General features: G+C 44.8%; 25 protein-coding genes. 8 read left to right on the top strand and 17 right to left on the bottom strand.

What is annotated here, in order from left to right:
* Positions 1-25: 25 nt before the first annotated feature.
* From AC0OMA_RS11935 to AC0OMA_RS11965, 7 genes are all read right to left on the bottom strand, one after another.
* The gene (locus AC0OMA_RS11935) at positions 26-265 is read right to left on the bottom strand and encodes a YqkC family protein (RefSeq protein WP_003230411.1); all 240 of its coding nucleotides are present in this window, start codon (positions 263-265) and stop codon (positions 26-28) included.
* Positions 266-277: 12 nt separating this feature from the next.
* Entirely contained in the window at positions 278-601 is a 324-nt protein-coding gene (locus AC0OMA_RS11940; RefSeq protein WP_015384023.1) for an iron-sulfur cluster biosynthesis family protein, read from the bottom strand.
* Positions 598-1,629, bottom strand: a complete 1,032-nt coding sequence (locus tag AC0OMA_RS11945; protein ID WP_015384024.1) for a bifunctional GNAT family N-acetyltransferase/GrpB family protein — start codon at positions 1,627-1,629, stop codon at positions 598-600. The genes AC0OMA_RS11940 and AC0OMA_RS11945 overlap by 4 nt, the downstream gene beginning before the upstream one ends.
* Positions 1,622-1,966, bottom strand: a complete 345-nt coding sequence (locus AC0OMA_RS11950; RefSeq protein ID WP_003230407.1) for an antibiotic biosynthesis monooxygenase family protein — start codon at positions 1,964-1,966, stop codon at positions 1,622-1,624. The genes AC0OMA_RS11945 and AC0OMA_RS11950 overlap by 8 nt, the downstream gene beginning before the upstream one ends.
* A 9-nt stretch (positions 1,967-1,975) precedes the next feature.
* Complete coding sequence (locus AC0OMA_RS11955; RefSeq protein ID WP_015384025.1) at positions 1,976-2,446, bottom strand: GNAT family N-acetyltransferase; 471 nt, start codon at positions 2,444-2,446, stop codon at positions 1,976-1,978.
* Between the two features lie 184 nt (positions 2,447-2,630).
* The gene (locus tag AC0OMA_RS11960; RefSeq protein WP_003230403.1) at positions 2,631-2,969 is read right to left on the bottom strand and encodes a YolD-like family protein; all 339 of its coding nucleotides are present in this window, start codon (positions 2,967-2,969) and stop codon (positions 2,631-2,633) included.
* Complete coding sequence (locus AC0OMA_RS11965; RefSeq protein ID WP_080030675.1) at positions 2,966-4,204, bottom strand: DNA polymerase IV; 1,239 nt, start codon at positions 4,202-4,204, stop codon at positions 2,966-2,968. Before AC0OMA_RS11965 ends, AC0OMA_RS11960 begins: the two co-directional genes overlap by 4 nt.
* A 165-nt stretch (positions 4,205-4,369) precedes the next feature.
* Here AC0OMA_RS11965 and AC0OMA_RS11970 point away from each other — a divergent pair, with 165 nt between their 5' ends.
* The 3 genes from AC0OMA_RS11970 (at position 4,370) to AC0OMA_RS11980 (ending at position 6,549) form a co-directional block, all read left to right on the top strand.
* Positions 4,370-4,576, top strand: coding sequence for a YqzH family protein (locus tag AC0OMA_RS11970; protein ID WP_014477257.1), 207 nt, complete (start codon positions 4,370-4,372; stop codon positions 4,574-4,576).
* Between the two features lie 531 nt (positions 4,577-5,107).
* Positions 5,108-6,361 carry an MDR family MFS transporter gene (locus tag AC0OMA_RS11975; protein ID WP_015384029.1) on the top strand — a complete coding sequence of 418 codons (1,254 nt, stop codon included), beginning with the start codon at positions 5,108-5,110 and terminating at the stop codon, positions 6,359-6,361.
* 29 nt (positions 6,362-6,390) lie between these two features.
* The gene (locus tag AC0OMA_RS11980) at positions 6,391-6,549 is read left to right on the top strand and encodes a hypothetical protein (RefSeq protein WP_014477259.1); all 159 of its coding nucleotides are present in this window, start codon (positions 6,391-6,393) and stop codon (positions 6,547-6,549) included.
* Here AC0OMA_RS11980 and AC0OMA_RS11985 read toward each other — a convergent pair.
* The 5 genes from AC0OMA_RS11985 to AC0OMA_RS12005 all read right to left on the bottom strand — a co-directional run bounded on the left by AC0OMA_RS11985 (position 6,546) and on the right by AC0OMA_RS12005 (position 11,134).
* On the bottom strand, positions 6,546-6,932 hold the full coding sequence (locus AC0OMA_RS11985; protein WP_015384031.1) for a VOC family protein: 387 nt from the start codon (positions 6,930-6,932) through the stop codon (positions 6,546-6,548). The two genes, AC0OMA_RS11980 and AC0OMA_RS11985, sit on opposite strands and share 4 nt — an antisense overlap.
* Before the next feature lie 4 nt (positions 6,933-6,936).
* Positions 6,937-7,896 (bottom strand): type I pantothenate kinase, encoded by a 960-nt coding sequence (coaA, locus tag AC0OMA_RS11990; protein ID WP_003245966.1) that lies wholly within the window; start codon positions 7,894-7,896, stop codon positions 6,937-6,939.
* 71 nt (positions 7,897-7,967) lie between these two features.
* On the bottom strand, positions 7,968-9,314 hold the full coding sequence (gene dsdA, locus AC0OMA_RS11995) for a D-serine ammonia-lyase (RefSeq protein WP_015384032.1): 1,347 nt from the start codon (positions 9,312-9,314) through the stop codon (positions 7,968-7,970).
* 75 nt (positions 9,315-9,389) lie between these two features.
* Positions 9,390-10,169, bottom strand: a complete 780-nt coding sequence (locus AC0OMA_RS12000; protein ID WP_015483409.1) for an SDR family oxidoreductase — start codon at positions 10,167-10,169, stop codon at positions 9,390-9,392.
* Between the two features lie 5 nt (positions 10,170-10,174).
* Positions 10,175-11,134: an MBL fold metallo-hydrolase gene (locus AC0OMA_RS12005; protein WP_015384034.1), complete on the bottom strand. Its 960-nt coding sequence runs from the start codon at positions 11,132-11,134 to the stop codon at positions 10,175-10,177.
* A 403-nt stretch (positions 11,135-11,537) separates the two neighbouring features.
* Here AC0OMA_RS12005 and proC point away from each other — a divergent pair, with 403 nt between their 5' ends.
* Positions 11,538-12,374: a pyrroline-5-carboxylate reductase gene (proC, locus tag AC0OMA_RS12010; protein WP_014477264.1), complete on the top strand. Its 837-nt coding sequence runs from the start codon at positions 11,538-11,540 to the stop codon at positions 12,372-12,374.
* Positions 12,375-12,413: 39 nt separating this feature from the next.
* Here proC and AC0OMA_RS12015 read toward each other — a convergent pair whose 3' ends face one another.
* Positions 12,414-14,057: a M20/M25/M40 family metallo-hydrolase gene (locus AC0OMA_RS12015; protein WP_474222132.1), complete on the bottom strand. Its 1,644-nt coding sequence runs from the start codon at positions 14,055-14,057 to the stop codon at positions 12,414-12,416.
* A 171-nt stretch (positions 14,058-14,228) separates the two neighbouring features.
* Between AC0OMA_RS12015 and namA the strand changes: the two genes are divergently transcribed.
* Together namA and AC0OMA_RS12025 are read left to right on the top strand one after the other, a co-directional pair.
* Positions 14,229-15,245 carry an NADPH dehydrogenase NamA gene (gene namA / locus AC0OMA_RS12020; protein ID WP_015384036.1) on the top strand — a complete coding sequence of 339 codons (1,017 nt, stop codon included), beginning with the start codon at positions 14,229-14,231 and terminating at the stop codon, positions 15,243-15,245.
* 109 nt (positions 15,246-15,354) lie between these two features.
* Entirely contained in the window at positions 15,355-16,116 is a 762-nt protein-coding gene (locus AC0OMA_RS12025; RefSeq protein ID WP_014477266.1) for an alpha/beta fold hydrolase, read from the top strand.
* Between the two features lie 43 nt (positions 16,117-16,159).
* Here AC0OMA_RS12025 and rpmG read toward each other — a convergent pair whose 3' ends face one another.
* Both rpmG and rnz read right to left on the bottom strand, forming a co-directional pair.
* Complete coding sequence (gene rpmG, locus AC0OMA_RS12030; RefSeq protein ID WP_003226511.1) at positions 16,160-16,309, bottom strand: 50S ribosomal protein L33; 150 nt, start codon at positions 16,307-16,309, stop codon at positions 16,160-16,162.
* A gap of 81 nt (positions 16,310-16,390) precedes the next feature.
* Positions 16,391-17,314 carry a ribonuclease Z gene (gene rnz / locus AC0OMA_RS12035; RefSeq protein WP_047182846.1) on the bottom strand — a complete coding sequence of 308 codons (924 nt, stop codon included), beginning with the start codon at positions 17,312-17,314 and terminating at the stop codon, positions 16,391-16,393.
* A 226-nt stretch (positions 17,315-17,540) separates the two neighbouring features.
* Between rnz and zwf the strand changes: the two genes are divergently transcribed.
* The gene (zwf, locus tag AC0OMA_RS12040) at positions 17,541-19,010 is read left to right on the top strand and encodes a glucose-6-phosphate dehydrogenase (RefSeq protein WP_047182847.1); all 1,470 of its coding nucleotides are present in this window, start codon (positions 17,541-17,543) and stop codon (positions 19,008-19,010) included.
* Between the two features lie 121 nt (positions 19,011-19,131).
* Here the strand turns inward: zwf and gndA are convergent, their stop codons facing one another.
* Both gndA and AC0OMA_RS12050 read right to left on the bottom strand, forming a co-directional pair.
* Positions 19,132-20,541 (bottom strand): NADP-dependent phosphogluconate dehydrogenase, encoded by a 1,410-nt coding sequence (gene gndA / locus AC0OMA_RS12045; RefSeq protein ID WP_181219717.1) that lies wholly within the window; start codon positions 20,539-20,541, stop codon positions 19,132-19,134.
* Positions 20,542-20,650: 109 nt separating this feature from the next.
* Positions 20,651-21,895, bottom strand: coding sequence for a DNA polymerase IV (locus AC0OMA_RS12050; protein ID WP_474222133.1), 1,245 nt, complete (start codon positions 21,893-21,895; stop codon positions 20,651-20,653).
* Between the two features lie 72 nt (positions 21,896-21,967).
* Here AC0OMA_RS12050 and mifM point away from each other — a divergent pair, with 72 nt between their 5' ends.
* The gene (gene mifM / locus AC0OMA_RS12055) at positions 21,968-22,255 is read left to right on the top strand and encodes a membrane protein insertion/folding monitor MifM (RefSeq protein WP_181219926.1); all 288 of its coding nucleotides are present in this window, start codon (positions 21,968-21,970) and stop codon (positions 22,253-22,255) included.
* The last annotated feature ends 8 nt before the right edge of the window (positions 22,256-22,263 follow it).

Genomic DNA, 22,263 nt, shown 5'->3' on the forward strand with positions numbered 1-22,263 from the left:
TCTTCGGCTCTTTCGCTTTTTTATGTTACAGAACGTCGGTAATGCCATCCATATTTTCTCTGATCCATTCAATCGCAAGATCTATCGTTGTAAACTCCTGCGTCTCGAAGGTCATTTCATCCTGCAATAGCCAGACATCTTTCTTGATGGACTCTGCTCCTCCAATTGACCAGTGAAGCAAGGTATAGGGATGGTTTTGATTCAGGAAGGATACCCACGTTTTATTTTGTGCTGTGTTCTTCATTGCCTTCAGCTTTTGTTCCACGTTTCGCGTCTCCTACTTTACTAATATGCTCATTCTGGGGCTGAGCATTTCAGCCGGGCTTTTCAGCGCCAATGTTTTGGCTTTTTCATTGTAATCGATCGTCATTTGATCGTCAAAAAACACTTTTTGTGACGATTGGATATACAGCGGAATGCCGTTCGTTTCCAGCTGCTCGCACTGTCCCGTTAATTCTTCTGCCAGCCAGATTGTCGGGACACCGCTTACCGCGCAGCCGCATCCTTCTGCATCGTAACGAAGCTGGGCTTTTTTCCCCGGGTTGGCGTCAAACGCCTGCTGCAGTGCCTGTTTTGCTACATCTGTCACATGTATGTTCATAAGGTGAAACCCCCGTTTTCATCATTTTCGCTATTGTAGCATACAACACTGCCATTCGCATTGTTTCTGCCTTTTTTCCACCGCTTCGCATTTTCTTCTGCAGTCTTGATCCACTCATCTTTCCCTTGTATGTACTGATTGATGCTGTCAGGATGCTGGGCCGCCAGCCGTTTTTTGAGAACGGCGTATTCTTTCGCTATGTTTGGATGAGCTCTGAGATAATCTCTGAATAACAGATGCCTTTCAATAGCAGGGTTTCCCTGTTCGTACATATGGACATGATGAGTGCGTTTATTTCCGCCCTTTTGGAAATAACGCCTGCCCGCTATGCCGTTCTCACCTTTTGGTGTATAGCCGTTAGCCTTCATTTGTTCATCAAATTGGCTCACGGCTTCAATGCTTCTGACTTCAATTAACATATCAATGATTGGCTTCGCTGCCATGTTCGGTATTGATGTGCTTCCGATGTGATGAACAGCGATAATCTCCGGCCCGAACACAAGTTTCAGCCGTTCTTTTTCTTCATCGAAACATTCTGCCCATTTTTCGTTGTAGAGAATGACCTCAACTTTTCTTTTCGGATACAAATGAAAGACCGACAGCAATAGACCCTGCGCTGCTTTGACGGTTTCTGCCTTTTGGAATCCAGCCTGTGTATAGAGTGACACGGCCGGGGTATTGTTCTCGGCTGTGACTACTTCGATTTTCTCAGTGTCTTCATTATAATCAATGACAAATTGCAGAAGTGCTCGTCCAATTCCTTTTCTGAAACCGTCAGGATGCACAACAAGCCTGCAAATGGTGAGATGATGCATGTTTTTCTCATATGAAATGACACCGATCAGCTTGCCGTTTTTCCGATATCCCGCAAACCGTTCATGGGATGCTTGAATATCCTTCACCTTCTCTTGTAAAGCGGGAATACCGTCAAAACCGATAATCTCTGTTTCCTTTATGTAGGCGGGGATCTGTACGGCTAAAATCTCACGCGCTATCGTATCTTCCTTATGCTGGAGAAATTCAATCATTCGTGTTCTCCTGAAACAGCCGCTGTCTGTCGACTTTTGCGACGCGGACTGCATACGACTCGTACCAAACGCTTTTTCCTTTTTCTTTTGCTGCTTGATGTTCAGTGTGATGCCTCCAATGGTTAATTGCGTCCATACTGTCCCAATAGGAAACTGTGATGCCCCTTCCATCCGCTTCACGTACGCTTTCCACGCCTAAAAATCCAGGCTGATCCGCCGCAAGCGATACCATCCGCTCCGCTGTTTCTCCATATCCTGTGTCATTTTCGCTTTTGACAGAAGAAAAAATGACTGCATAGTAAGGAGGCTCAGGTGTTTTTGATAAAAAATTCATCATATTTCCCCCTCATATGTTTTTGACAAACAGTACCCTGTCTTGGCCTGGGCCATCATAGTTTGCAAACACTGAGATGCCATTTACCGTCTTGGTGCCCTTTTCAATATCAAACCCCAATTTTGTGTGATATGCGATTGATACCTTATTCACAGGTGAAGTGACGCACTTTACCCGGGTGCAGCCTCTTTGTTTTACTGTTTCGATAAATACATCATACAATTGTTTCCCAATTTGCATTTTTCTGAAATCTGGATGCACACCGGAAAAATGAATGTACGCCGTTTCAGAATCCGATTGCGATTGAAATCCGATTAAAAATCCCGTCATGCTGTTATGTTCGGATGTAATAAAGCTTGTGTCCTGAAAATGCTCAAAAAATAGTCTCGGCAATTTTTCTTTCAGCTGTCTGCCGCCCCACCATTCATTCAGTACAGACGTTACCATTTCATAATCTGAAGACGTGATTGTTCGAATATCCATTACGATTTGATCTCCCTCCGTCTGGCAAAACGAATGTCAGCTCTTTTTCTCACAATATAAAAATTATATTTTGCCTGGCTGGAATTGTAAATGCCTTCTTTCCTTTATCATACGTTTCCAGACTGCCGAGGGAACAATGTTTCATCATTTTAGCCTATTTCTCCCCCAAGCAGGAGGAGAGACTTTACAGCACAATATCAAGCACTTGATCAAGTCTCAGCTTATAAAGCTGATCCTCGTCTCCTTTTATCCATACTGCTTTTTCAAACTCTTCATACCGGCAGATCTTCCCGGTGCAGCGGACAATCTCACCGTCCTGAAAGCAGCTGACAGTGATATCCTGAGCGAACTCCATCGCGGCGCAAAGCGTTTGATTCATCTCTTCCAGCTTATCGGGGTCAAGGATCGGCTTTTGCAGCTTCTGTTTAAGTCGCTTTCTCTCCAGCAGGCTTTGCTTATGTTCCGGCAGAAACATCCTGCTCCCTTCCCACAGCAGGTTGCCCCTTTTTAAATGATCGTTCATTTATAATGCCCCCCTATTTTAGCCGCACGTTCAAATGCCTGGCCTGCCGCTGTCAGTGACGCCGCCCTGATGATTGCTGTGTCGCCGAATCGATTTTTAATGCCGTCCATCACATAGCCTAGGCTCATTTTCTTTGCATAATCCTGAAATAAATTGAGCTGCCATATGTCATCAGATGAGAGCTGAGACAGATTGACACCGAGACGGCGGACAGGTTTCCCGTCCCAAAATGTAAGAAACAGCCGGCGTACAGCCTCATATACATCCTGCGTAGAATTAGTCGGCTCTGCCAGCTTCACTTGCCGGTTGAAGCCCGTCGGCCAATCAAAATCAGCACCCCGGCAGCTCACTGACACCGTCTGCCCCATGACCCCGGCGTTTCGGCTTCGCCTGCACACTTCTTCACTCAGCTCAAGCAATACGACCTTGATTTCTTTGTCAAAGTGTTCGTAGTCTCTCGGGAGAGTCATTCCATGGCCTATCGCCTTTTGCCCGTCCAGAGACGAAGTTGACACAGGGGAATAGTCGATTCCGTTTGCCGTCATCCACAGCACGTGGCCGTTAATGCCCCATTTCTTTTTTAAAAGATCGAGCGGAAAAGCCGCGAGCCCGCCGATCGTGCTGATGCCCATTCGATTTAAATGATGCTTCATGCGGCTCCCGACGCCAAACATGCTGCCCACCGGGAGCGGCCACATTTCGGTTTTCATATTTTCTTTCGTTAAGGTAAAAATACCGTTCGTATTCTTTTTTGCAAAATTGTCACACGCAATTTTGGCCAGCGCTTTGTTAGGGCCGATTCCGACCCGTGCATAAACGCCGATCTCCCGCATGATTCTGCCCTGAATGCTTTTCGCGATCTCCATCGGCGTCCCAAACAGCTTCTGGCTGCCTGTAATGTCCATGAACTGTTCATCGATAGAATAAGGCTCCACAAGGTCTGTATACTCCTCTAGAATGGCCGTAATTTGCAGTGATACATCAATATACCGTTGCATACGCGGCCGGAGCACAACAGCCTCAGGACACTTTTCCTGCGCCTCCCACAGCCGTGAAGCATTCACCACACCCTTTTGTTTCGCCAGCGGGCAGGCAGCCAATACGACTCCGCCCCTTTTTTCAGGGTCACCCGAAACAATGACGGGCCTATTTTTCAAATGTGGATTTTCCGCTTTCTCTACAGATGCATAAAACGATTGCATGTCAACGAGAAAAATCACTTTTTCTTTCATCATACACACCTCTAAAAAGAACTTATGTTCGTTTTTCATTATATGCGAAAGTATGTTCGTTTTATACTGGTAAATGATTCTTGTCTGACAGAAAATATGATCCAAGGGTTTGAGAGAAGAAAAACATTTAGTAGAATAAAAGCGAAGCATAAGGATAGGAGAGTCATGATGGAGAAATTTGTCGAAAAAATGATGGAACAGGCATTGCGGCAATACGGCAGAAACGTTGCTATAGATCCGTTAAGCCCGTATGAAAAACAAAGCCTGAAAGCGGCTCTACAAGAGAGACGGAATGAAGAACCAGATGAGGATTTGCATGCGCATATAGAAGATATCATTTATGACTATGTCACAAACCAAGGCCTGTTCTCTTAAACGCATGACTGTCAGTTCTTTCAGCCGCTGATGCGGCTTCCCTTTGAAAACACCGCCTGAAACAAATAAACAGTCTCAGGCTTACAGAAAAAGCAGGATTTTCTCACGCTCCATAGATTCATATGGCCCATAAAATTTCCCTCAATGTTCGCGCAAAACGGAATAAGCTGTCCATGATCACGCGTATACACTTTTTCGAAGAGATGTGCTCTCTTGTTCTGTCATGCGGTCCATCGGTTTTCAGCTTACATCTTGATCTCATAGCCGGTTTCACTGCCGATATGATCTACGTCCTGGCGGCTTAAACTAACACACTCTCACAGACCAATCGCTTTGCTTTTCATCGGACATCCCGTCATTTTCCTTCTTCAATTTCAAGATGTAAACCCCGTCAGCCACACGCATCCTCAACGCATAGTATATTGCCATCCATACAATCAGGCATACTACATGTCAAAAACGAAATATTTTGAATGATCTATTGGAGAAGGAAATTTTTTCATATATGATAGACAGGAGAGAATATAATTCATGAAGAAATGGAAAGATATCCACCCGATCAGCTGGACAATTATAATCGGAACCATTTTCGGCAGAATGGCAACATCGATGAGCATTCCTTTTTTAGCGATTTATTTGACAGCCGTCCAAGGCGCATCAGCTTCCTATGCAGGGCTGGTCATTGCCGCGAGCTCATCAGTCGGCATCCTCGCAAGCTTTTACGGCGGATATATCTCAGATAAATTCGGCAGAAAAAACATGATGCTTGTATCGATTTTCGGATGGATGCTGGTATTTGCAGGCTTTGCGGCGGCATCTCATCTCTGGGTGTTTTTTGTAGTTAACGCATTAAACGGTCTTTGCAAATCACTGTTTGAGCCCGCTTCAAAGGCCTTGCTGTCTGATATGACAGAAGAAAAAACGAGACTGCTAGTTTTTAATTTACGCTATGCAGCTATTAATATCGGCGTTGTCTTCGGACCTGTGCTTGGCCTATATTTCGGCTCATCGCAATCGACTACGCCCTTTTTGGTGCCTGCAGTCATTTACGGACTATACGGAATTGTGCTTGCCCTCCAATTTAAAAAACATCCATCCTTATCAGCACCAGCCCAGTCCCGAAATATGAGCGTGCGGGAAGCGTTTATGGTCACGCAAAAGGATTATCTTTTTACCATTGCTTTGGTCGGCATTACGCTATGCACCTTCGGCTACTCACAATTCAGTTCCACATTCCCTCAGTATATGGCACAGAACCCCTTGATCAGCAATGGAACGAAGCTGTATGGGCTGATGCTGACATTAAACGCAATCGTTGTGTTGGCGACGCAATTTCCCATTGTCCATTTTGCAAAACGGTTTTCGCCGCTTTGTTCTCTGATGCTCGGTAATGTGATGGTTAGTATCAGCATGGCCATTTTCACCGTATCGCACGGTGTTCCATCAATTGTGATGATTGTCATCACATTTACAATCGGCGAAGTTCTTTTATTCTCTATGATGGATTTGTATGTAGACCAGATTGCAAAACCAGGATTAAAAGGCACTTATTTCGGGGCAATCGGTTTTTCACAGCTCGGAAACGTCATCGGCCCTTGGATCGGGGGGATCTGTATAGACCTGTTTGGCGCTGACAGGCCGATTTTTATTTTTTCTGTCCTGAGCGGCATTACCCTGCTCGGCCTGCCATTTTTAGCGTTCGCCTATCGGCAAATGAAAATGGAGACCACAAAACACCGTTCCCGTCTGGAAAAGCCGCTTTACATAAAAAACGGAAGAGAATGAATCTCTCCCGCAAACATGAGGTGAAGAACATGAATATAGGTGATGTGATGTTTCAGCTGTTTGTATTTATTATATTTGCCGCTGTCATCTTTGCGGCTGTTACAGGCTTCAAGTATGCGAAAAACCGAAAAGCGCAGCTGGATCGCATTGAGAAAAAGCTGAACAGCCTGTCCGAAGATCACGATTAACAGCTTGGGGCAACGAGCTCTACCTTAATCCGGTCTGGATCCTCACAAAAGACTGCATAATGCCCGTCTCCTCCGGCAAAAGGATGCCTGTCTCGGTACAACACACGATAGCCTTTTGCCGTCAATTTTTCAGTCATCTGATCGACTTGAAGCTTGGATTCAGCATGAAATGCGAGATGGTTCAGACCGACTCGGCATCTATGGTATTCCGGCTCTAGAAATGACTCTTTCGCCTGCACAATCACTAGGTAAAAACGATCTTTCTTCCAGCTGATGCCTGAGCTCCATTTTTGATACTCTTTATAGCCAAGTTCTTTTAAGAACCAGCCCCAAAACCGCCTAGACGCCTCCAAATCAGAGACATACAGTTCAATATGATGCACAATTTCATACCCTCCTTACCAGCACTTCCTCGACCTTATGCCCGTCTCCCTTACGCAAAATGAGATCTGACCTGAATTTAGTCGGCAAAATATTTTCATATAAATTCGGCCGGTTGACACTCTCCCAAATCGAGGCTGCCATCTCGTCAGCCTCCTGATCGGACAAGTCTTTAAATTTATGAAAATATGAATCAGGATTTTGAAAAGCAGTTTCCCGAAGAAGGCGAAAACGCTCTAAATACCAAGTGAAAATCCGGCTTTCCTCCGCATCCACATAAATCGAAAAATCAAAGAAATCGGAAACAAAAATACGCGGGTTTTCCCGGTCATCCTCCAAGGTGGGCGACTGAAGAACATTAATGCCTTCAATAATCACAATATCCGCCTGTTCTACAACCTCGAACACACCTTCCTCGCGGTCATAGGTTAGATGGGAATACACCGGGGCCTTTACGCTGTCCTTTCCTGATTTTAAGTCATTCAAAAACTCAAGCAGCGCCTTTACATCATAGCTTTCAGGAAACCCTTTTCTAGACATCATATTTTTCTTTTTCAGCTCGGCAGTAGGAAATAAAAAACCATCTGTCGTGATAAGGCTCACTTTTGGACGGTCAGGCAAACGCGAAAGCAGCTTCTGCAAGATCCGCGCCGTCGTGCTTTTTCCGACTGCGACACTGCCGGCAATGCCGATAATAAACGGAATTTTGGCTGAATGTGGGTGCTTCAAAAAAACATTGACATGCTTATTGCGTTCAGCCGCAGACTTGACATGTAAATGAAGCAAGCGAACAAGCGGAATATAGATCGTCTCCACTTCTTCAACAGATAGATAATCATTCAATCCTTCCACAGCTTTTGCCTCTTCTTCAGATACAGCAATCGACAAATGCCCCCCAAAACCAGACCAAGACTCCCGATTGTGCTGTGTATATAAAGTATGTAGGTTAAGTTCTTTATTTTTCACTGTTTACACCTGACTCTCTGTAGGTTAAAACCCTTACAAAGATTGTAACGGAAAACCTTTTCACTGTCTGCTTATTTTTCATTTCGTTTTTTTAGCAAATCAGCACCGATTCGGTTATACGCAGCCATTTCATCTTTTGGAACCATGCTTCCTCCCGTTCCCCAGACGACATGTACGGCATGTTCCATCTTATATTTCTGAGCATAGTGCCTTCCCTCTTCTGTCGTAAAAAGCTGAACCGGCCCGAACATGCCGGCAAGAGCAGAAGGCTCTAAATATTTATCTTCAGATACAGCCAACATATGAAGCAAAGTATAAAGCGTATTGTCCTCTACCGTATAACAGCCGCTCAGAAGCGGTTCAATCAGCTTGCCGACAAATCCTGACGGCCTCCCTACGGCAAGTCCGTCAGCAGCCGTCTGATTATCCAGGCCGATATCCTGGACGGAGATCTTCTCGTGAAGTCCTGAATAAAGCCCTAACAGCATACAAGGTGAATGAGTTGGTTCTGCGAAAAACACATGAACATCATCTCCGTATAAAAGCTTCAGCCCAAATGCTACACCGCCCGGTCCTCCGCCGACTCCGCACGGCAGATACACAAACAAGGGCGTCTCAAGACTTGGCTTTATATTCATACAGTCAAGCTGTGTTTTTAATCGGCTTGCGGCAACAGCATATCCTAAAAACAGCTGTCGAGAATATTCATCATCAATAAAATAACAGAATGGATCTTGTTCCGCCTGCCGTCTCCCTTCGTTCACTGCTTCGCTGTAATCTGTTTCGTACTCCATAACAGTGACTCCCTTTTGGCGGAGGAGATCCTTTTTCCACTGCTTAGCATCGGCGGACATATGCACTGTCACACGAAACCCGAGTGCCGCGCCGATGATGCCGATGCTTAAACCTAGATTTCCTGTCGAACCGACAGCAATCGAATAGCGGGAGAAAAACCCGGTAAACCGCTCTTCCTGTAAGATGCGGTAATCATCGGTTTCCCGAAGCATTCCTTCTTGAAGCGCGAGATTTTCAGCATGCTTTAACACTTCATAAATCCCGCCCCTCGCTTTAATCGATCCTGAAATCGGAAGCTCATGGTCGCACTTTAAAAGCCATCTTCCCGGAAATGGCTGCTGATATGCCGCTTCCAGCTTTTCCTTCATATGCTGAACCTCAAAAAGCGGAGACTCGATGATTCCTTTAGCGCCTTTCGTCTCAGGAAACACCTCGGCAATGTAAGGTGCAAACCGCCGCATTCTTTTTTCCGCTTCCGCTATCTCGGTTGCCCACTCATCTGCACGGGGTAATGGCCCTTCTTTCTTGCCTGAATTTGCCCAGAATACAGGCTCTGCATCAATCAGTTTCTGAATAAACGGATCTTTAAGCAGAGCATGAAGGACTTCTGAATGAACTGACATTCAACAATCTCTCCCTTCCACTATCAAAAACTGCCTCGTGAGAAACAAGCCACTCCACCACAGGCAGTTCCATCATTATTTTTTCATGAGCGCGCGTCCTGCCAGCTTTTCTACAAGAGCTGGAAACAGCTGATACAGCTTAGTGCCGGCATTCATTAAACGCGGAAGATTGATCTCCCGCTTTTTCGTAAAAATTGCAGCTGTAATTTGAGCTGCCACGTCATCAGGATCAAGCATCCAGCGGCCGACATTTTTGGCGTAGTCCCCGCCTTTATCAGCAATGGAAAAAAAGTCCGTCTGAATCGGTCCCGGATTGACTGTTGTCACATAAATGCCGGTTCCCGAAAGCTCCATCCGCAAAGCGTTTGAGTAACCTAACACGGCATGTTTGGTCGCGGAATACAGGCTCGACTTCGGTGTTGCGATTTTCCCCGCTTGAGAGGCGATATTGATGATATGGCCCTTTTTTTGCTCAAGCATTTGCGGAAGCACCGCTTTTGTACAGGCGATCAGGCCGAAGACATTCACATCAAACATCGCTTTCATGTCATCCAATGTAGAGTCTAAAACCGTTTCAAATATACCGAAGCCCGCATTGTTAATCAGTACATCAACCGAGCCGATCTGATCGCGGACCCGGGCGATATCCTCTAGGCGGCCGACATCCAGAGGAAAAATCTCACATTGTCCGCTCCATTCCTCGGTTATTTTCCTTTTGATTTCTATCAAACGATCCTCGCGTCTAGCCGACAGCAGGACATGGGCTCCTTCAGCCGCGCATAAATATGCGATTCTTTCACCAAGCCCTCCTGAAGCGCCGGTTATCCAAATCCTTTTTCCCGCTATATGTTTCACCCATTTCACCTCTTCATTGTTTTAAAGTATGCGGTATTTCCTTCCCAATATGACGTGATGGCTTCTTCAGCCTCCAACACATCAAGGTGACCTGCCGTTTCTGACATCGTTAAAAACAATTCCTTTTCATATACAGCAGGAAAAAGCTGCTGACAGACCTGAAAAGCGGTCATCGGCTTTTCATCCAGCATGCGACGCACATCCTCCGTCCTGTTCCTCTGCTTGTCAAAACGCTTCTCAATCAGCGCTTGTACACTGGTGATAGGCTCGCCGTGACCAGGAAATACGATTGTTGGATCAAGTTGAGACAGCCTTCGCAATGACCGCTGATAATCCACTAAAGGCTTTGACCTGACGTCTCCCGTTTTCGGCGCTTCCAAAATCGGATTAGACGAGCTGTTGGCCAGCAGTAGATCGCCGCCAAGCATCCTTCCGCTTTTTTCATGGAACAGAACGATATGCGATTCAGCATGTCCAGGCATCTCCAACACAGACCAGCCCTCAAGCCCATCTATGCCCATACCTTCTCTGATTGATTTTGTCAGAGATCTCGTACAGGAAAATGCGTACGCTGATCGAATCAGCTTTTCCGCCTTCCCCGTATCAAATGGAACGCCTAATTCAGGCAGCAGCTTTTGAAAAAAACGTTTTTGCCAATCCATAAAGGCTTGATTTCGGCTGATATAAGGTTCGTTGAATGCATGCCCAATCACTTCGATTTCATCTGAAAAGACATCAAGCAAGCCTGCATGATCAGCATGATGGTGAGTCAGTACAACCTGCTCGATATCTGACATTTTCACATTTACAGCGGCAAGCTGCTCTTGTAAGACTCTGGCAGCCTCTTTTGTATTCGGCCCGGCATCGATAAGTGTCAGTGCATCACCTTTTACGAGGTAAACGATAACATCGCCGACAGCAAACGGCGTCGGGACGCGGATCGCAATTACATCTTCAGTTGTCATCCTTTCGCTCCTTGTCTTCATTCATTATTCATATTTTAGCTTTTTCTCGGTCTTGTGTCATTATTGCAGAATGAGAACAAACCTTTTTGAAAAAGCTATTGACATTAGCTTATCCGCCATTGCATAATGAACAACAAACTAAAACGAGAACCATTGGAACGCTATGACGAGGAATAGTATACAAGGCAATGGCCTAAGAGAGCGATACCCCCGGCTGAAAGGTGTTGCGGCCCGCTTGTTTGTAGAACCTGCCCTCAAGTCGCGGTTAGGAAAACCTAAACGTTTCCCGCGTTACGGGATTTGAGCTGAGCACAATTTGTGCTAATGAGGGTGGTACCGCGAACCTTTTCGTCCTTTACGTGATGAAAAGGTTTTTTGTTGTTCTGATAGAAGGAGGATATCAATGAAAAAGATAGGATTTGTCGGCGCCGGGTCAATGGCAGAAGCAATGATCAACGGCATTTTGCAAAGCGGCATCACAAAACCAGAACATATCTATATTACAAATCGCTCAAATGACGAGCGCCTGATTGAATTAAAGGAAACGTACGGCGTGCGTCCATGCAGAGATAAAAATGAGTTTTTCACTCACACCGATATCATTATCCTCGCTTTCAAACCGAAAGACGCGGCGGAAAGCATCGACAGCATCCGGCCGTATATCAAGGACCAGCTTGTAATTTCAGTACTTGCAGGCCTTACCATCGAAACCATTCAGCATTATTTTGGCAGAAAGCTCGCGGTCATTCGCGTCATGCCTAATACATCAGCGGCAATCAGAAAATCAGCAACCGGATTTTCCGTAAGCACGGAAGCAAGCAAGAATGATATTATTGCCGCAAAAGCTCTATTGGAAACAATCGGTGATGCAACACTGGTTGAGGAGCGGCATCTTGACGCTGTCACTGCAATCGCAGGCAGCGGCCCGGCCTACGTGTATCGTTATATTGAGGCGATGGAAAAAGCGGCACAAAAAGTAGGATTAGATAAAGAAACGGCAAAAGCACTCATTTTGCAGACAATGGCAGGGGCAACAGATATGCTCCTTCAAAGCGGCAAACAGCCGGAAAAGCTGCGTAAAGAAATCACCAGTCCTGGGGGCACTACAGAGGCAGGTCTTCGCGCTTTACAGGACTCCCGCTTTGAAGAAGCAATTATTCACTGTATTGAAGAAACAGCTAAACGGAGCGCAGAAATCAAAGAACAGTTTGCCGGTGCCGCCTTAGAGAGACATTCTTAGCTGCAAGACAAAAACAGAAGGCATAGTGCCTTCTGTTTTTTATTTTTCCCGCAACAGCTGGCCGGCAGATTCTGATTGCTTTAATAACGCGGAGATCGTAAATGAAAGCAAATCGGGAAGCACTTCAAAGGAATAAGGCATATACAATCTTTCCGTCCATTTATGCGGGTCTTTACCAGCCGGACCGACATTTAAAACCGGGACATATAAAGCCTGATTTTTACCGCTTGGCAATGAATATCCTCTCTTAAAGAGCGGCATATTGCTTGTGTATGCATCAACCTCCTGCTTTTCCAGCTGAAGATAACTCAAGTCCGAAAGTCCGGGGAAGTACTTAACCTCCCGTAATGCAATGCCGTATCGCTCAGCCGCATAATGCTTTAACTGATCTGCTGTATTTCTGATCAATTGATCATCCTTTGAAGAAACAGCTGGATAAAGCGGCGGACTATAAAACAGAACGATGAGCGGCGCATCCTCCTTACAAAGCGAAGCAAGCTCAGAAACAATTTTCGTCGAAAAATCCCTGTCTCCCAGCTCCCCCCTGTTAGCAAAGGCATAATTTAGAGCCCGCTCTATTTCCGAGATCCCCGCACGCTTTTTTGCACGCGAGACCAGCTCATCAAATGGCAAAACAGTGACGTCCCGCTCAATCGGCTGAAATGGCGCAAATTGTTGAAAATCCTGTGTTTTCTTCCGAACGTTCGACATGATTTTCTCCGCCGCCTGTTCTGCTGTTTTAAGCAGCATCTGATGCAGCTCACTAGCTGAGCGTTTCATTGACAGCACATTAAATAATGTGACAGCTGTATGCGGTGACTGGACTGAATATGCCTCTTTCAAGTCCTTTTGCATTAAGTTTACCGGCGGCGGAGTGACCTCGCCATCAACCTTTTCGCAATAATCAGCATTCAGTTCAAGCAAACGGTTAATCTCAGATACCATTAAATTTGCGTTTAGGCCTGAAAACGGCTCTCCAACATGTGTCTCAATCCCCTTGCAGAAAAAACCCGCAAGCACCTTGCCAATGCTTCCTGTATAAAAATATTGCTGCTGATCGCCGGGAAATTTTTCAAACATCGGTTCGGCATTCAGGCAAGCGGTTAATGTGATATCATGCTTTTTCTCCATTTCCTTCAATGCAGGAACCGCTTCAATCATGCCTCTAGAATTCACTTCCTCGTCCGGAACCGTTATCAACAGCAGATTGCCCTCAAAATATCCGTTCATTGCCCTCTCCAGCATCGACAGTTGAACACAAAGCCCCGCTTTCATATCCATCGTCCCTCTTCCGAACAGCCAGTCTCCGCTTTCGGCATCTCTTCTCACACGTTCCGGGAGCAGCTCTTTTTTCTCTAAAAAGGAGCTCAAAAGCTCAGCAGGCTTGCAAGCCATATGTTTAAATTCGCCGTAATCTTCTATGTCAACGACATCAAAATGACTCAGCAGAAGCACTGTCTTTTTGACATTCTTCTTTTTGACTAGAGCCGTAAGAAAAGATCTGCCATCGTCCATCGGATGAAGTGTTACATCATCAGGGTGCTTTTGAAAATAGGGCTTGTCCTTCAAAATAAAATAAAGATACTCTGCAAGTGCTGCCTCGCCCTTTGAACCGGTGATGCTTTCGTATTGCACAAGAGAAGTTAAAAGTGCCAGCAATTCGTCCTTCGTCTGCCAATTCATTGATTCCGCCCCTCCTATGAATAAAAATGCTTCTATACTGAAAAATAAACTGATTTCTCGTCTATTATACAGAAATGTTTGACAAAAGCGGTTCTTTTGAGCAGTTTATATGACGGGAAAGAAATGACTTGATATAATCAATCTCTAAAAACCTTACGGGAGGCGAAAGAAATGGCCAGAAAATTATTTACACCTATTACAATTAAAGATATGACGTTAAAAAACCGCATTGTCATGTCGCCAATGTGCATGTATTCTTCTCATGAAAAGGACGGAAAATTAACACCGTTCCACATGGCACATTACATATCGCGCGCAATCGGCCAGGTCGGACTGATTATTGTAGAGGCGTCAGCGGTTAACCCTCAAGGACGAATCACTGACCAAGACTTAGGCATTTGGAGCGACGAGCATATTGAAGGCTTTGCAAAACTGACTGAGCAGGTCAAAGAACAAGGTTCAAAAATCGGCATTCAGCTTGCCCATGCCGGACGTAAAGCTGAGCTTGAAGGAGATATCTTCGCTCCATCGGCGATTGCGTTTGACGAACAATCAGCAACACCTGTAGAAATGTCAGCAGAAAAAGTAAAAGAAACAGTTCAGGAGTTCAAGCAAGCGGCTGCCCGCGCAAAAGAAGCCGGCTTTGATGTGATTGAAATTCATGCGGCGCACGGATATTTAATTCATGAATTTTTGTCTCCGCTTTCCAACCATCGCACAGATGAATACGGCGGCTCACCTGAAAACCGCTATCGTTTCTTGAGAGAGATCATTGATGAAGTCAAACAAGTATGGGACGGTCCTTTATTTGTCCGTGTATCTGCTTCTGACTACACTGATAAAGGCTTAGACATTGCCGATCACATCGGTTTTGCAAAATGGATGAAGGAGCAGGGTGTTGACTTAATTGACTGCAGCTCAGGCGCCCTTGTTCACGCAAACATTAACGTATTCCCTGGCTATCAAGTCAGCTTCGCTGAGAAAATCCGTGAACAGGCGGACATGGCTACTGGTGCCGTCGGCATGATTACAGACGGTTCAATGGCTGAAGAAATTCTGCAAAACGGACGTGCCGACCTCATCTTTATCGGCAGAGAGCTTTTGCGGGATCCATTCTTTGCAAGAACTGCCGCGAAACAGCTCAATACAGAGATTCCGGCCCCTGTTCAATACGAAAGAGGCTGGTAATGCCCATAAGAGATATCCTGTTGAGGATATCTCTTTTTTTATTTTTAGAGAAACGATCGGCTAAGGTTCTCCGTCTCCCTAGTAGAACCAATTAGAGGAGATGACTCCAATGAAATCAGCTTGGATGGAAAAGACATATACAATTGACGGATGTGCGTTTCATACACAGCACCGGAAAGGATCAAGCGGTGTAACGATTGTCTTTGAGGCCGGCTATGGTACTTCTTCTGAGACGTGGAAACCATTAATGGCGGACATTGATGATGAATTTGGCATTTTCACATATGATCGGGCAGGCATAGGAAAAAGCGGGCAAAGCAGAGCTAAACGAACAGCTGATCAACAAGTGAAAGAATTGGAGAGTTTGCTTAAAGCAGCTGATGTAAAACCTCCTTATTTGGCTGTTTCACACTCATACGGAGCTGTCATCACCGGTTTATGGGCCTGCAAAAACAAGTATGATATTATCGGCATGGTCCTTCTTGACCCAGCTTTAGGCGATTGCGCCAGCTTTACCTTTATACCCGAAGAAATGCACAAATCACATACGAGAAAGATGATGCTTGAGGGCACACATGCAGAGTTTTCAAAAAGTCTGCAGGAGCTCAAAAAGCGGCAAGTCCACTTAGGAAACATGCCTCTTCTTGTGTTGTCATCAGGAGAACGGACTGAGAAATTCGCTGCTGAACAGGAGTGGCAAAACTTGCACAGCAGCATATTGTCTCTATCTAACCAAAGCGGCTGGATTCAAGCTAAAAACAGCTCCCACAACATCCATCATGATGAACCTCATATCGTTCACTTGGCTATTTATGACGTATGGTGCGCAGCGTGCCAGCAGGCCGCTCCTCTTTACCAGGCAGTCAATTAACGTAAAAAAAGACCGGGCCGTAAGGGATTCCCGGTCTTTTATATTATTTTGTTTCACGGTGAAGGGTATATTTCTTTAAACGCGGTGAATATTTTTTCAGCTCCAAACGGTCTGGATTGGTGCGTTTATTTTTTGTTGTGATGTAATTTCGGTCTCCCGTTTCAGTGCAGGCTAAAGTAACATTTACTCTCATAATTAACATCTCCTTATAAAGCGTAATGATTACGTTTTATTATACAACATCATCACAAATTGTCAAATAAGAGCTCCGCCTTCAGCCTCGCGGGACATTTACCTCTAAGAAATCATATGCCGCCACGCTATTGGGGAAAACGTCAACCGCTTCTTTTTGAAGCTCCAAAGAAGCATCTCCCTGATATCTTGCGCTGATATGGGTTAAAATGAGCTGCTTCGCCCTTGCTTCTTTCGCTGTTACAGCCGCTTGTTCCGTTGTACTGTGATAATAATCATAAGCAAGTTTACGGTCTTCCTTAGCAAAGGTTGCTTCATGAACAAGCACATCACAATCCCTCGCAAGCTCTTTTAGTTTGTCACTTACTCTCGTATCACCGGAGAACACAACAGATCTTCCCTTTTTGGGAGGCTCCAGAAAATCATTCCCATTGATGATTCGTCCGTCTTCAAGCGTTACCGTTTCGCCTTTTTTGATTTTCTGATATACAGGTCCGGGCGGGATGTTCATTTCTTTTAATACATCAGCCTTCAAGGAACCCGGTACGTCTTTTTCCTGCACACGGTACCCGAAAGCTTCTACTCCATGAATAACAGCTACCGCTGTGACAATAAACTGGTCGTCCTCAAACACGATTCCTTCTTCAATTTCTTGTATCGCAAGCGGATATGTCAAATGGGTTCTCGTGACGGCAAGGCTTGTTTCAATAAACGCCTTGATCCCTTTAGGTCCGTACACTGTCAGCTCGTCCTCTCCACCTTGAAAGGAACGGCTCCCCAGAAGCCCCGGAAGTCCGTATACATGATCGCCGTGCATGTGTGTAATAAAGATTTTCTCTATTTTACGAGGTTTAATCGTTGTATGTAAAATTTGATGCTGTGTGGCTTCCCCGCAGTCAAAAAGCCATACCGAACGCCTTTCTTCAAGCAATTTTAATGCCACCGACGTTACATTTCTCGCCTTGGCGGGAATGCCGGCTCCTGTCCCTAAAAAAAGTAATTCCACGTTTCCTTCCTCCTACTAGAACCAGATACCTACAAGAATACAGGATCAAGCGCAAAATGTGAATCTTGCCTCTGAAAAGAACAATCCTTTCGTGCTAGAAACATTTTTTCAGCATTCTGCTTAAAAAAGGGCTTAAATGTTTGCTTTCGTTGAATTTTAGATTTAAAATGAAGGAAATATACGGGGTGTACTAAAATAAAGCTTCGAATAAAGTGAGGTACTTTTAGTGAAAACAAACCAACAACCAAAAGCAGTAATTGTCATATTCGGTGCAACTGGAGATTTAGCAAAACGAAAATTGTATCCGTCTATTCACCGTTTATATCAAAACGGACAAATCGGAGAAGAGTTTGCAGTGGTAGGAGTTGGAAGAAGACCTTGGTCTAATGAGGATCTTCGCCAAACTGTTAAAACATCCATTTCCTCAGCTGCAGATAAGCATATAGATGATTTCACGTCTCATTTTTACTATCACCCGTTTGACGTGACAAACCCTGGCTCTTATCAAGAGCTTAACGTATTGCTTAACCAGCTGGAAGATACATATCAAATTCCTAACAACAGAATGTTCTACTTGGCAATGGCTCCTGAATTCTTTGGAACGATTGCAAAAACATTAAAATCAGAGGGTGTAACAGCTACAACCGGCTGGTCCCGCCTTGTCATCGAAAAACCGTTCGGCCATGATCTGCCAAGCGCACAGGCATTGAATAAAGAAATCCGCGAAGCATTTACGGAAGATCAAATTTACAGAATCGACCATTATCTAGGCAAACAAATGGTTCAGAACATTGAAGTGATTCGATTTGCCAATGCGATTTTCGAACCGCTTTGGACAAACCGCTACATTTCAAACATTCAAATCACATCTAGCGAATCACTAGGCGTTGAAGACCGCGCAAGATATTACGAAAAATCAGGCGCCCTTCGCGACATGGTACAAAACCATATTATGCAGATGGTTGCCCTTCTTGCAATGGAGCCGCCGATCAAATTGAACACAGAAGAAATCCGCAGCGAAAAAGTGAAGGTGCTAAGAGCACTGCGTCCTATTGCAAAAGATGAAGTGGATGAATACTTTGTGCGCGGACAATATCAAGCCGGTGAAATTGACGGTGTGCCTGTTCCTTCTTATACAGAAGAAGATAATGTCGCTCCTGACTCCAATACAGAAACCTTTGTTGCCGGCAAGCTCTTGATTGACAACTTCAGATGGGCTGGTGTTCCATTCTATATCCGTACCGGAAAACGAATGAAAGAAAAGTCCACAAAAATTGTCGTTCAATTTAAGGACATTCCGATGAACCTGTACTACGGCAATGAAAACAACATGAATCCGAACTTGCTTGTCATTCATATTCAGCCTGACGAAGGCATTACGCTTTACTTAAATGCTAAAAAGCTTGGCGGAGCAGCACACGCGCAGCCAATCAAACTCGATTACTGCAGCAATTGCAATGACGAGTTGAACACCCCTGAAGCATATGAAAAACTAATTCACGACTGTCTTCTTGGCGATGCAACAAACTTTGCACACTGGGATGAAGTTGCCCTTTCTTGGAGCTTTGTCGACTCCATTTCTGAAACATGGGCAGCAAACAAAACCTTATCTCCTAACTACGAATCAGGCTCAATGGGACCAAAAGAATCAGATGATCTTTTGGCGAAAGACGGCTTGCACTGGTGGAATATATAAGTAAGAAAAAAGCCGAAAATGCTCACAAGCATTTTCGGCTTTTTTCAGCTATCACAGAGGTATAGCACTCTCTTTAATAACAAAACCCCCAAAGCTCTAAAGCTTCGGGGGTTTCTATTGATTACTTCATCCATTCAGTATGGAAGATGCCTTCTTTGTCGGTACGCTCATATGTATGAGCGCCAAAGTAGTCGCGCTGTGCTTGGATTAAGTTTGCAGGCAGTACGGCTGTGCGGTAGCTGTCATAGTAGGCTAATGCGCTTGAGAATGATGGCACCGGCACACCTTGGGCAACTGCAAGTGAAATCACTTGGCGAAGCGCTCCTTGATAGCTTTCTACAATATTCTTGAAATAGCTGTCAAGAAGCAGGTTGTCAAGCTCAGGCTCGCGATCGTAAGCTTCTTTGATCTTCTGAAGGAATGCCGCGCGAATGATGCAGCCACCGCGGAAGATCATAGCGATTTCACCATATTTCAGGTCCCAGTTGTATTCTTCAGAAGCAGCTTTCATTTGGGCAAATCCTTGCGCGTATGAGCAGATTTTACTCATAAACAACGCTTTTCTGACCGCTTCAATCAGCTCTTCTTTATTTTCTGTAACAGGCTTCACTTCTGGTCCTGAAAGAAGTCCGCTTGCTTTCACACGCTCTTCCTTCATAGCTGAGATAAAGCGTGCGAATACAGATTCAGTAATAATCGGAAGCGGAACGCCTAAGTCAAGTGCGCTTTGGCTTGTCCATTTTCCTGTTCCTTTTTGCCCTGCTTTATCAAGAATCACATCAACAAGCGGTTTGCCTGTCTCTTCGTCTTTTTTTGTGAAGATGTCAGCCGTAATCTCAATCAAGTAGCTGTCAAGCTCGCCTTTATTCCATTCAGCGAAAACTTCATGAAGCTCACCAGCAGAAAGGCCCAGCACCTGTTTCAGAATGAAATATGATTCAGAGATCAGCTGCATATCTCCGTATTCAATTCCGTTGTGCACCATTTTTACGTAATGGCCGGCGCCGTCCGGACCGATATATGTCGTACAAGGTTCTCCGTCAACTTTTGCAGAAATGGCTTCAAGAATCGGTTTTACAAGCTCATGTGCTTCTTTTTGTCCGCCAGGCATGATAGAAGGTCCTTTAAGCGCTCCTTCTTCTCCGCCGGAAACGCCTGTTCCGATAAAATGAATGCCGCTTTCAGCGAGTTCTTTGTTACGGCGCTGTGTATCTTTATAGTATGTATTACCGCCGTCAATTAAAATATCATCCTTCTCTAGATGAGGAAGAAGAGATTGAATTGTCGCATCTGTTGCAGTTCCCGCTTTAACCATTAATAAGATTTTGCGCGGTGTTTCCAAGGATTGGACAAATTCTTCAATGCTGTATGTGCCAACAACATTTTTTCCTTTTGCCTCCTGTAAAAACTCCTCAGTTTTACTGCTTGATCTGTTGTAAACAGAAACAGAAAATCCCCGGCTTTCGATATTTAAAGCCAGATTTTTACCCATGACCGCAAGTCCGATAACGCCGATTTGTTGTTTTGACATATTCTAACGTCCCTTCTGCAAACGTTTAATCATTTTAAAATTTAAATTAAAATAAAATGATATTTATAATAAAGAAATTACCATACATTCACCCTTTTTTTCAAGCGATTCAGCTTTTCTTTTCATCTTGAAAAAAATCTTTATTAAAGCTTGTTCCCTTTGTTTTGCTCTCCTCTTTTTTTAACGTTGCCCCTTTTCTGATCAGTTTGGTACCGTACTTTTTATTCAGCTTTTCCATCATCTGCTGAATGGGCTCATCCTTCGCATCTTCATTAAAGCTGAACAAATCGAGCTGTTTATATGCCTGCTCTTTTTCTACTAAATCCGTTCCGGTAATGCCAAGCAGCCTGACAGGATTTTTATTCCAATGTTTAAAAAAGAGGTGCTCCGCTTCTTTCAAAATGTCATTTTTTTGATCAATCGGGTTTCTCAACGTGGTGCTTCTTGTGATGGTTTTCCAATCCGCATATCTAATCATAATAAAAAGCTTCGAAGCCATGACTTCCTTACGCTGTAAACGGTCACTCACAGAAGCCGCAAGCTTTCTAAAGACGCCTAACAGCTCTTCTTCATCACTGGAATCATGGGAAAGTGTCGATGAGTTGCCGACGCTTTTAAATTCGTAAATGCGCTCCGGGTCAACCGGCGCATGGTGAATGCCATTTGCTTTATTTTTAAGGCGCGGACCGTTGATGCCAAGCAGGCGCTTCAGCGAGTGTTCATCAGCTGCAGCTAGCTCTCCGATTGTATGGATGCCGAGTCCCTTCAGTTTTTCCGCTGTCTTTTTGCCGACTCCGTGCATCTCTCCAACAGGAAGCGGCCACAGGATATCAGGCACTTGCCTCTTTCTTAAAATCGTGATTCCAAGCGGTTTTTTCATATCAGACGCCATCTTAGCGAGAAATTTATTCGGCGCGATCCCTATGCTTGACGGGAGCAGCAGCTCTTTTTGCAGCCTGCTTTGGATTTCTTTTGCCGTCTCCAGCGCCCGGCTGCTGTATGATGTATCGGTCATGTCCATATAGCCTTCGTCGATGGAGACAGGCTCCACCAGGTCAGTATATTCACGAAGAATGGTAAACATCGCTCGTGAAGAGTTTCTATAGCGGTCAAAGTTCGGCGGAAGAACGATGAGCTCAGGACAATGGCGCTTCGCTTCCCAAACCGGCATCGTTGTTTTGACGCCGCGCGCTCTTGCTTCGTAGCTGCATGTTACCACGATGCCCTTTCGCTCCTTTACGTTTCCGGCAACTGCGACCGGCTTTCCCCGGAGAGCCGGATCATATGCCATTTCAACCGACGCATAAAAGCTATTCATATCAATATGGAAAATAATTCGGCTCTTTCCCGGCATAAACAAATCTCCTTTTCGTTCATTAGACAACAGCTTGTACATATAGTAAAATGAACGTATTGAATGGATGTGGTGACAATGTTTGTGGAATCGATAAATGACGTTTTATTCTTAGTCGATTTTTTCACAATTATTCTTCCTGCTCTGACGGCAATCGGGATTGCATTTCTCTTACGGGAGTGCCGTGCGGGCGAGCAATGGAAATCAAAACGAACAGATGAACATCAGACGGTCTTTCACATTAACCGAGCAGACTTTCTTATTATTATATATCATCGCATTACAACTTGGATACGTAAAGTCTTCCGAATGAATTCGCCTGTGAACGATGATGAAGACGCCGGTTCTCTTCTTTTATAAACTGCATT

Source organism: Bacillus sp. AMCV2 (assembly GCF_056033925.1).

What these genes read in the sequence shown, in the direction of transcription:
- dsdA (WP_015384032.1), bottom strand. Translation starts at nt 9,314, where the DNA reads ATGTCAGTTCATTCAGAAGTCCTTCATGCTCTGCTTAAAGATCCGTTT.
- namA (WP_015384036.1), top strand. Translation starts at nt 14,229, where the DNA reads ATGGCCAGAAAATTATTTACACCTATTACAATTAAAGATATGACGTTA.
- AC0OMA_RS11980 (WP_014477259.1), top strand. Translation starts at nt 6,391, where the DNA reads ATGAATATAGGTGATGTGATGTTTCAGCTGTTTGTATTTATTATATTT.
- gndA (WP_181219717.1), bottom strand. Translation starts at nt 20,541, where the DNA reads ATGTCAAAACAACAAATCGGCGTTATCGGACTTGCGGTCATGGGTAAA.
- AC0OMA_RS11970 (WP_014477257.1), top strand. Translation starts at nt 4,370, where the DNA reads ATGGAGAAATTTGTCGAAAAAATGATGGAACAGGCATTGCGGCAATAC.
- AC0OMA_RS12015 (WP_474222132.1), bottom strand. Translation starts at nt 14,057, where the DNA reads ATGAATTGGCAGACGAAGGACGAATTGCTGGCACTTTTAACTTCTCTT.
- AC0OMA_RS11945 (WP_015384024.1), bottom strand. Translation starts at nt 1,629, where the DNA reads ATGATTGAATTTCTCCAGCATAAGGAAGATACGATAGCGCGTGAGATT.
- AC0OMA_RS11960 (WP_003230403.1), bottom strand. Translation starts at nt 2,969, where the DNA reads ATGAACGATCATTTAAAAAGGGGCAACCTGCTGTGGGAAGGGAGCAGG.
- rpmG (WP_003226511.1), bottom strand. Translation starts at nt 16,309, where the DNA reads ATGAGAGTAAATGTTACTTTAGCCTGCACTGAAACGGGAGACCGAAAT.
- AC0OMA_RS11940 (WP_015384023.1), bottom strand. Translation starts at nt 601, where the DNA reads ATGAACATACATGTGACAGATGTAGCAAAACAGGCACTGCAGCAGGCG.
- AC0OMA_RS12050 (WP_474222133.1), bottom strand. Translation starts at nt 21,895, where the DNA reads ATGCCGGGAAAGAGCCGAATTATTTTCCATATTGATATGAATAGCTTT.
- AC0OMA_RS12005 (WP_015384034.1), bottom strand. Translation starts at nt 11,134, where the DNA reads ATGACAACTGAAGATGTAATTGCGATCCGCGTCCCGACGCCGTTTGCT.
- AC0OMA_RS11965 (WP_080030675.1), bottom strand. Translation starts at nt 4,204, where the DNA reads ATGATGAAAGAAAAAGTGATTTTTCTCGTTGACATGCAATCGTTTTAT.
- AC0OMA_RS12025 (WP_014477266.1), top strand. Translation starts at nt 15,355, where the DNA reads ATGAAATCAGCTTGGATGGAAAAGACATATACAATTGACGGATGTGCG.
- AC0OMA_RS11975 (WP_015384029.1), top strand. Translation starts at nt 5,108, where the DNA reads ATGAAGAAATGGAAAGATATCCACCCGATCAGCTGGACAATTATAATC.
- proC (WP_014477264.1), top strand. Translation starts at nt 11,538, where the DNA reads ATGAAAAAGATAGGATTTGTCGGCGCCGGGTCAATGGCAGAAGCAATG.
- AC0OMA_RS11955 (WP_015384025.1), bottom strand. Translation starts at nt 2,446, where the DNA reads ATGGATATTCGAACAATCACGTCTTCAGATTATGAAATGGTAACGTCT.
- AC0OMA_RS11950 (WP_003230407.1), bottom strand. Translation starts at nt 1,966, where the DNA reads ATGATGAATTTTTTATCAAAAACACCTGAGCCTCCTTACTATGCAGTC.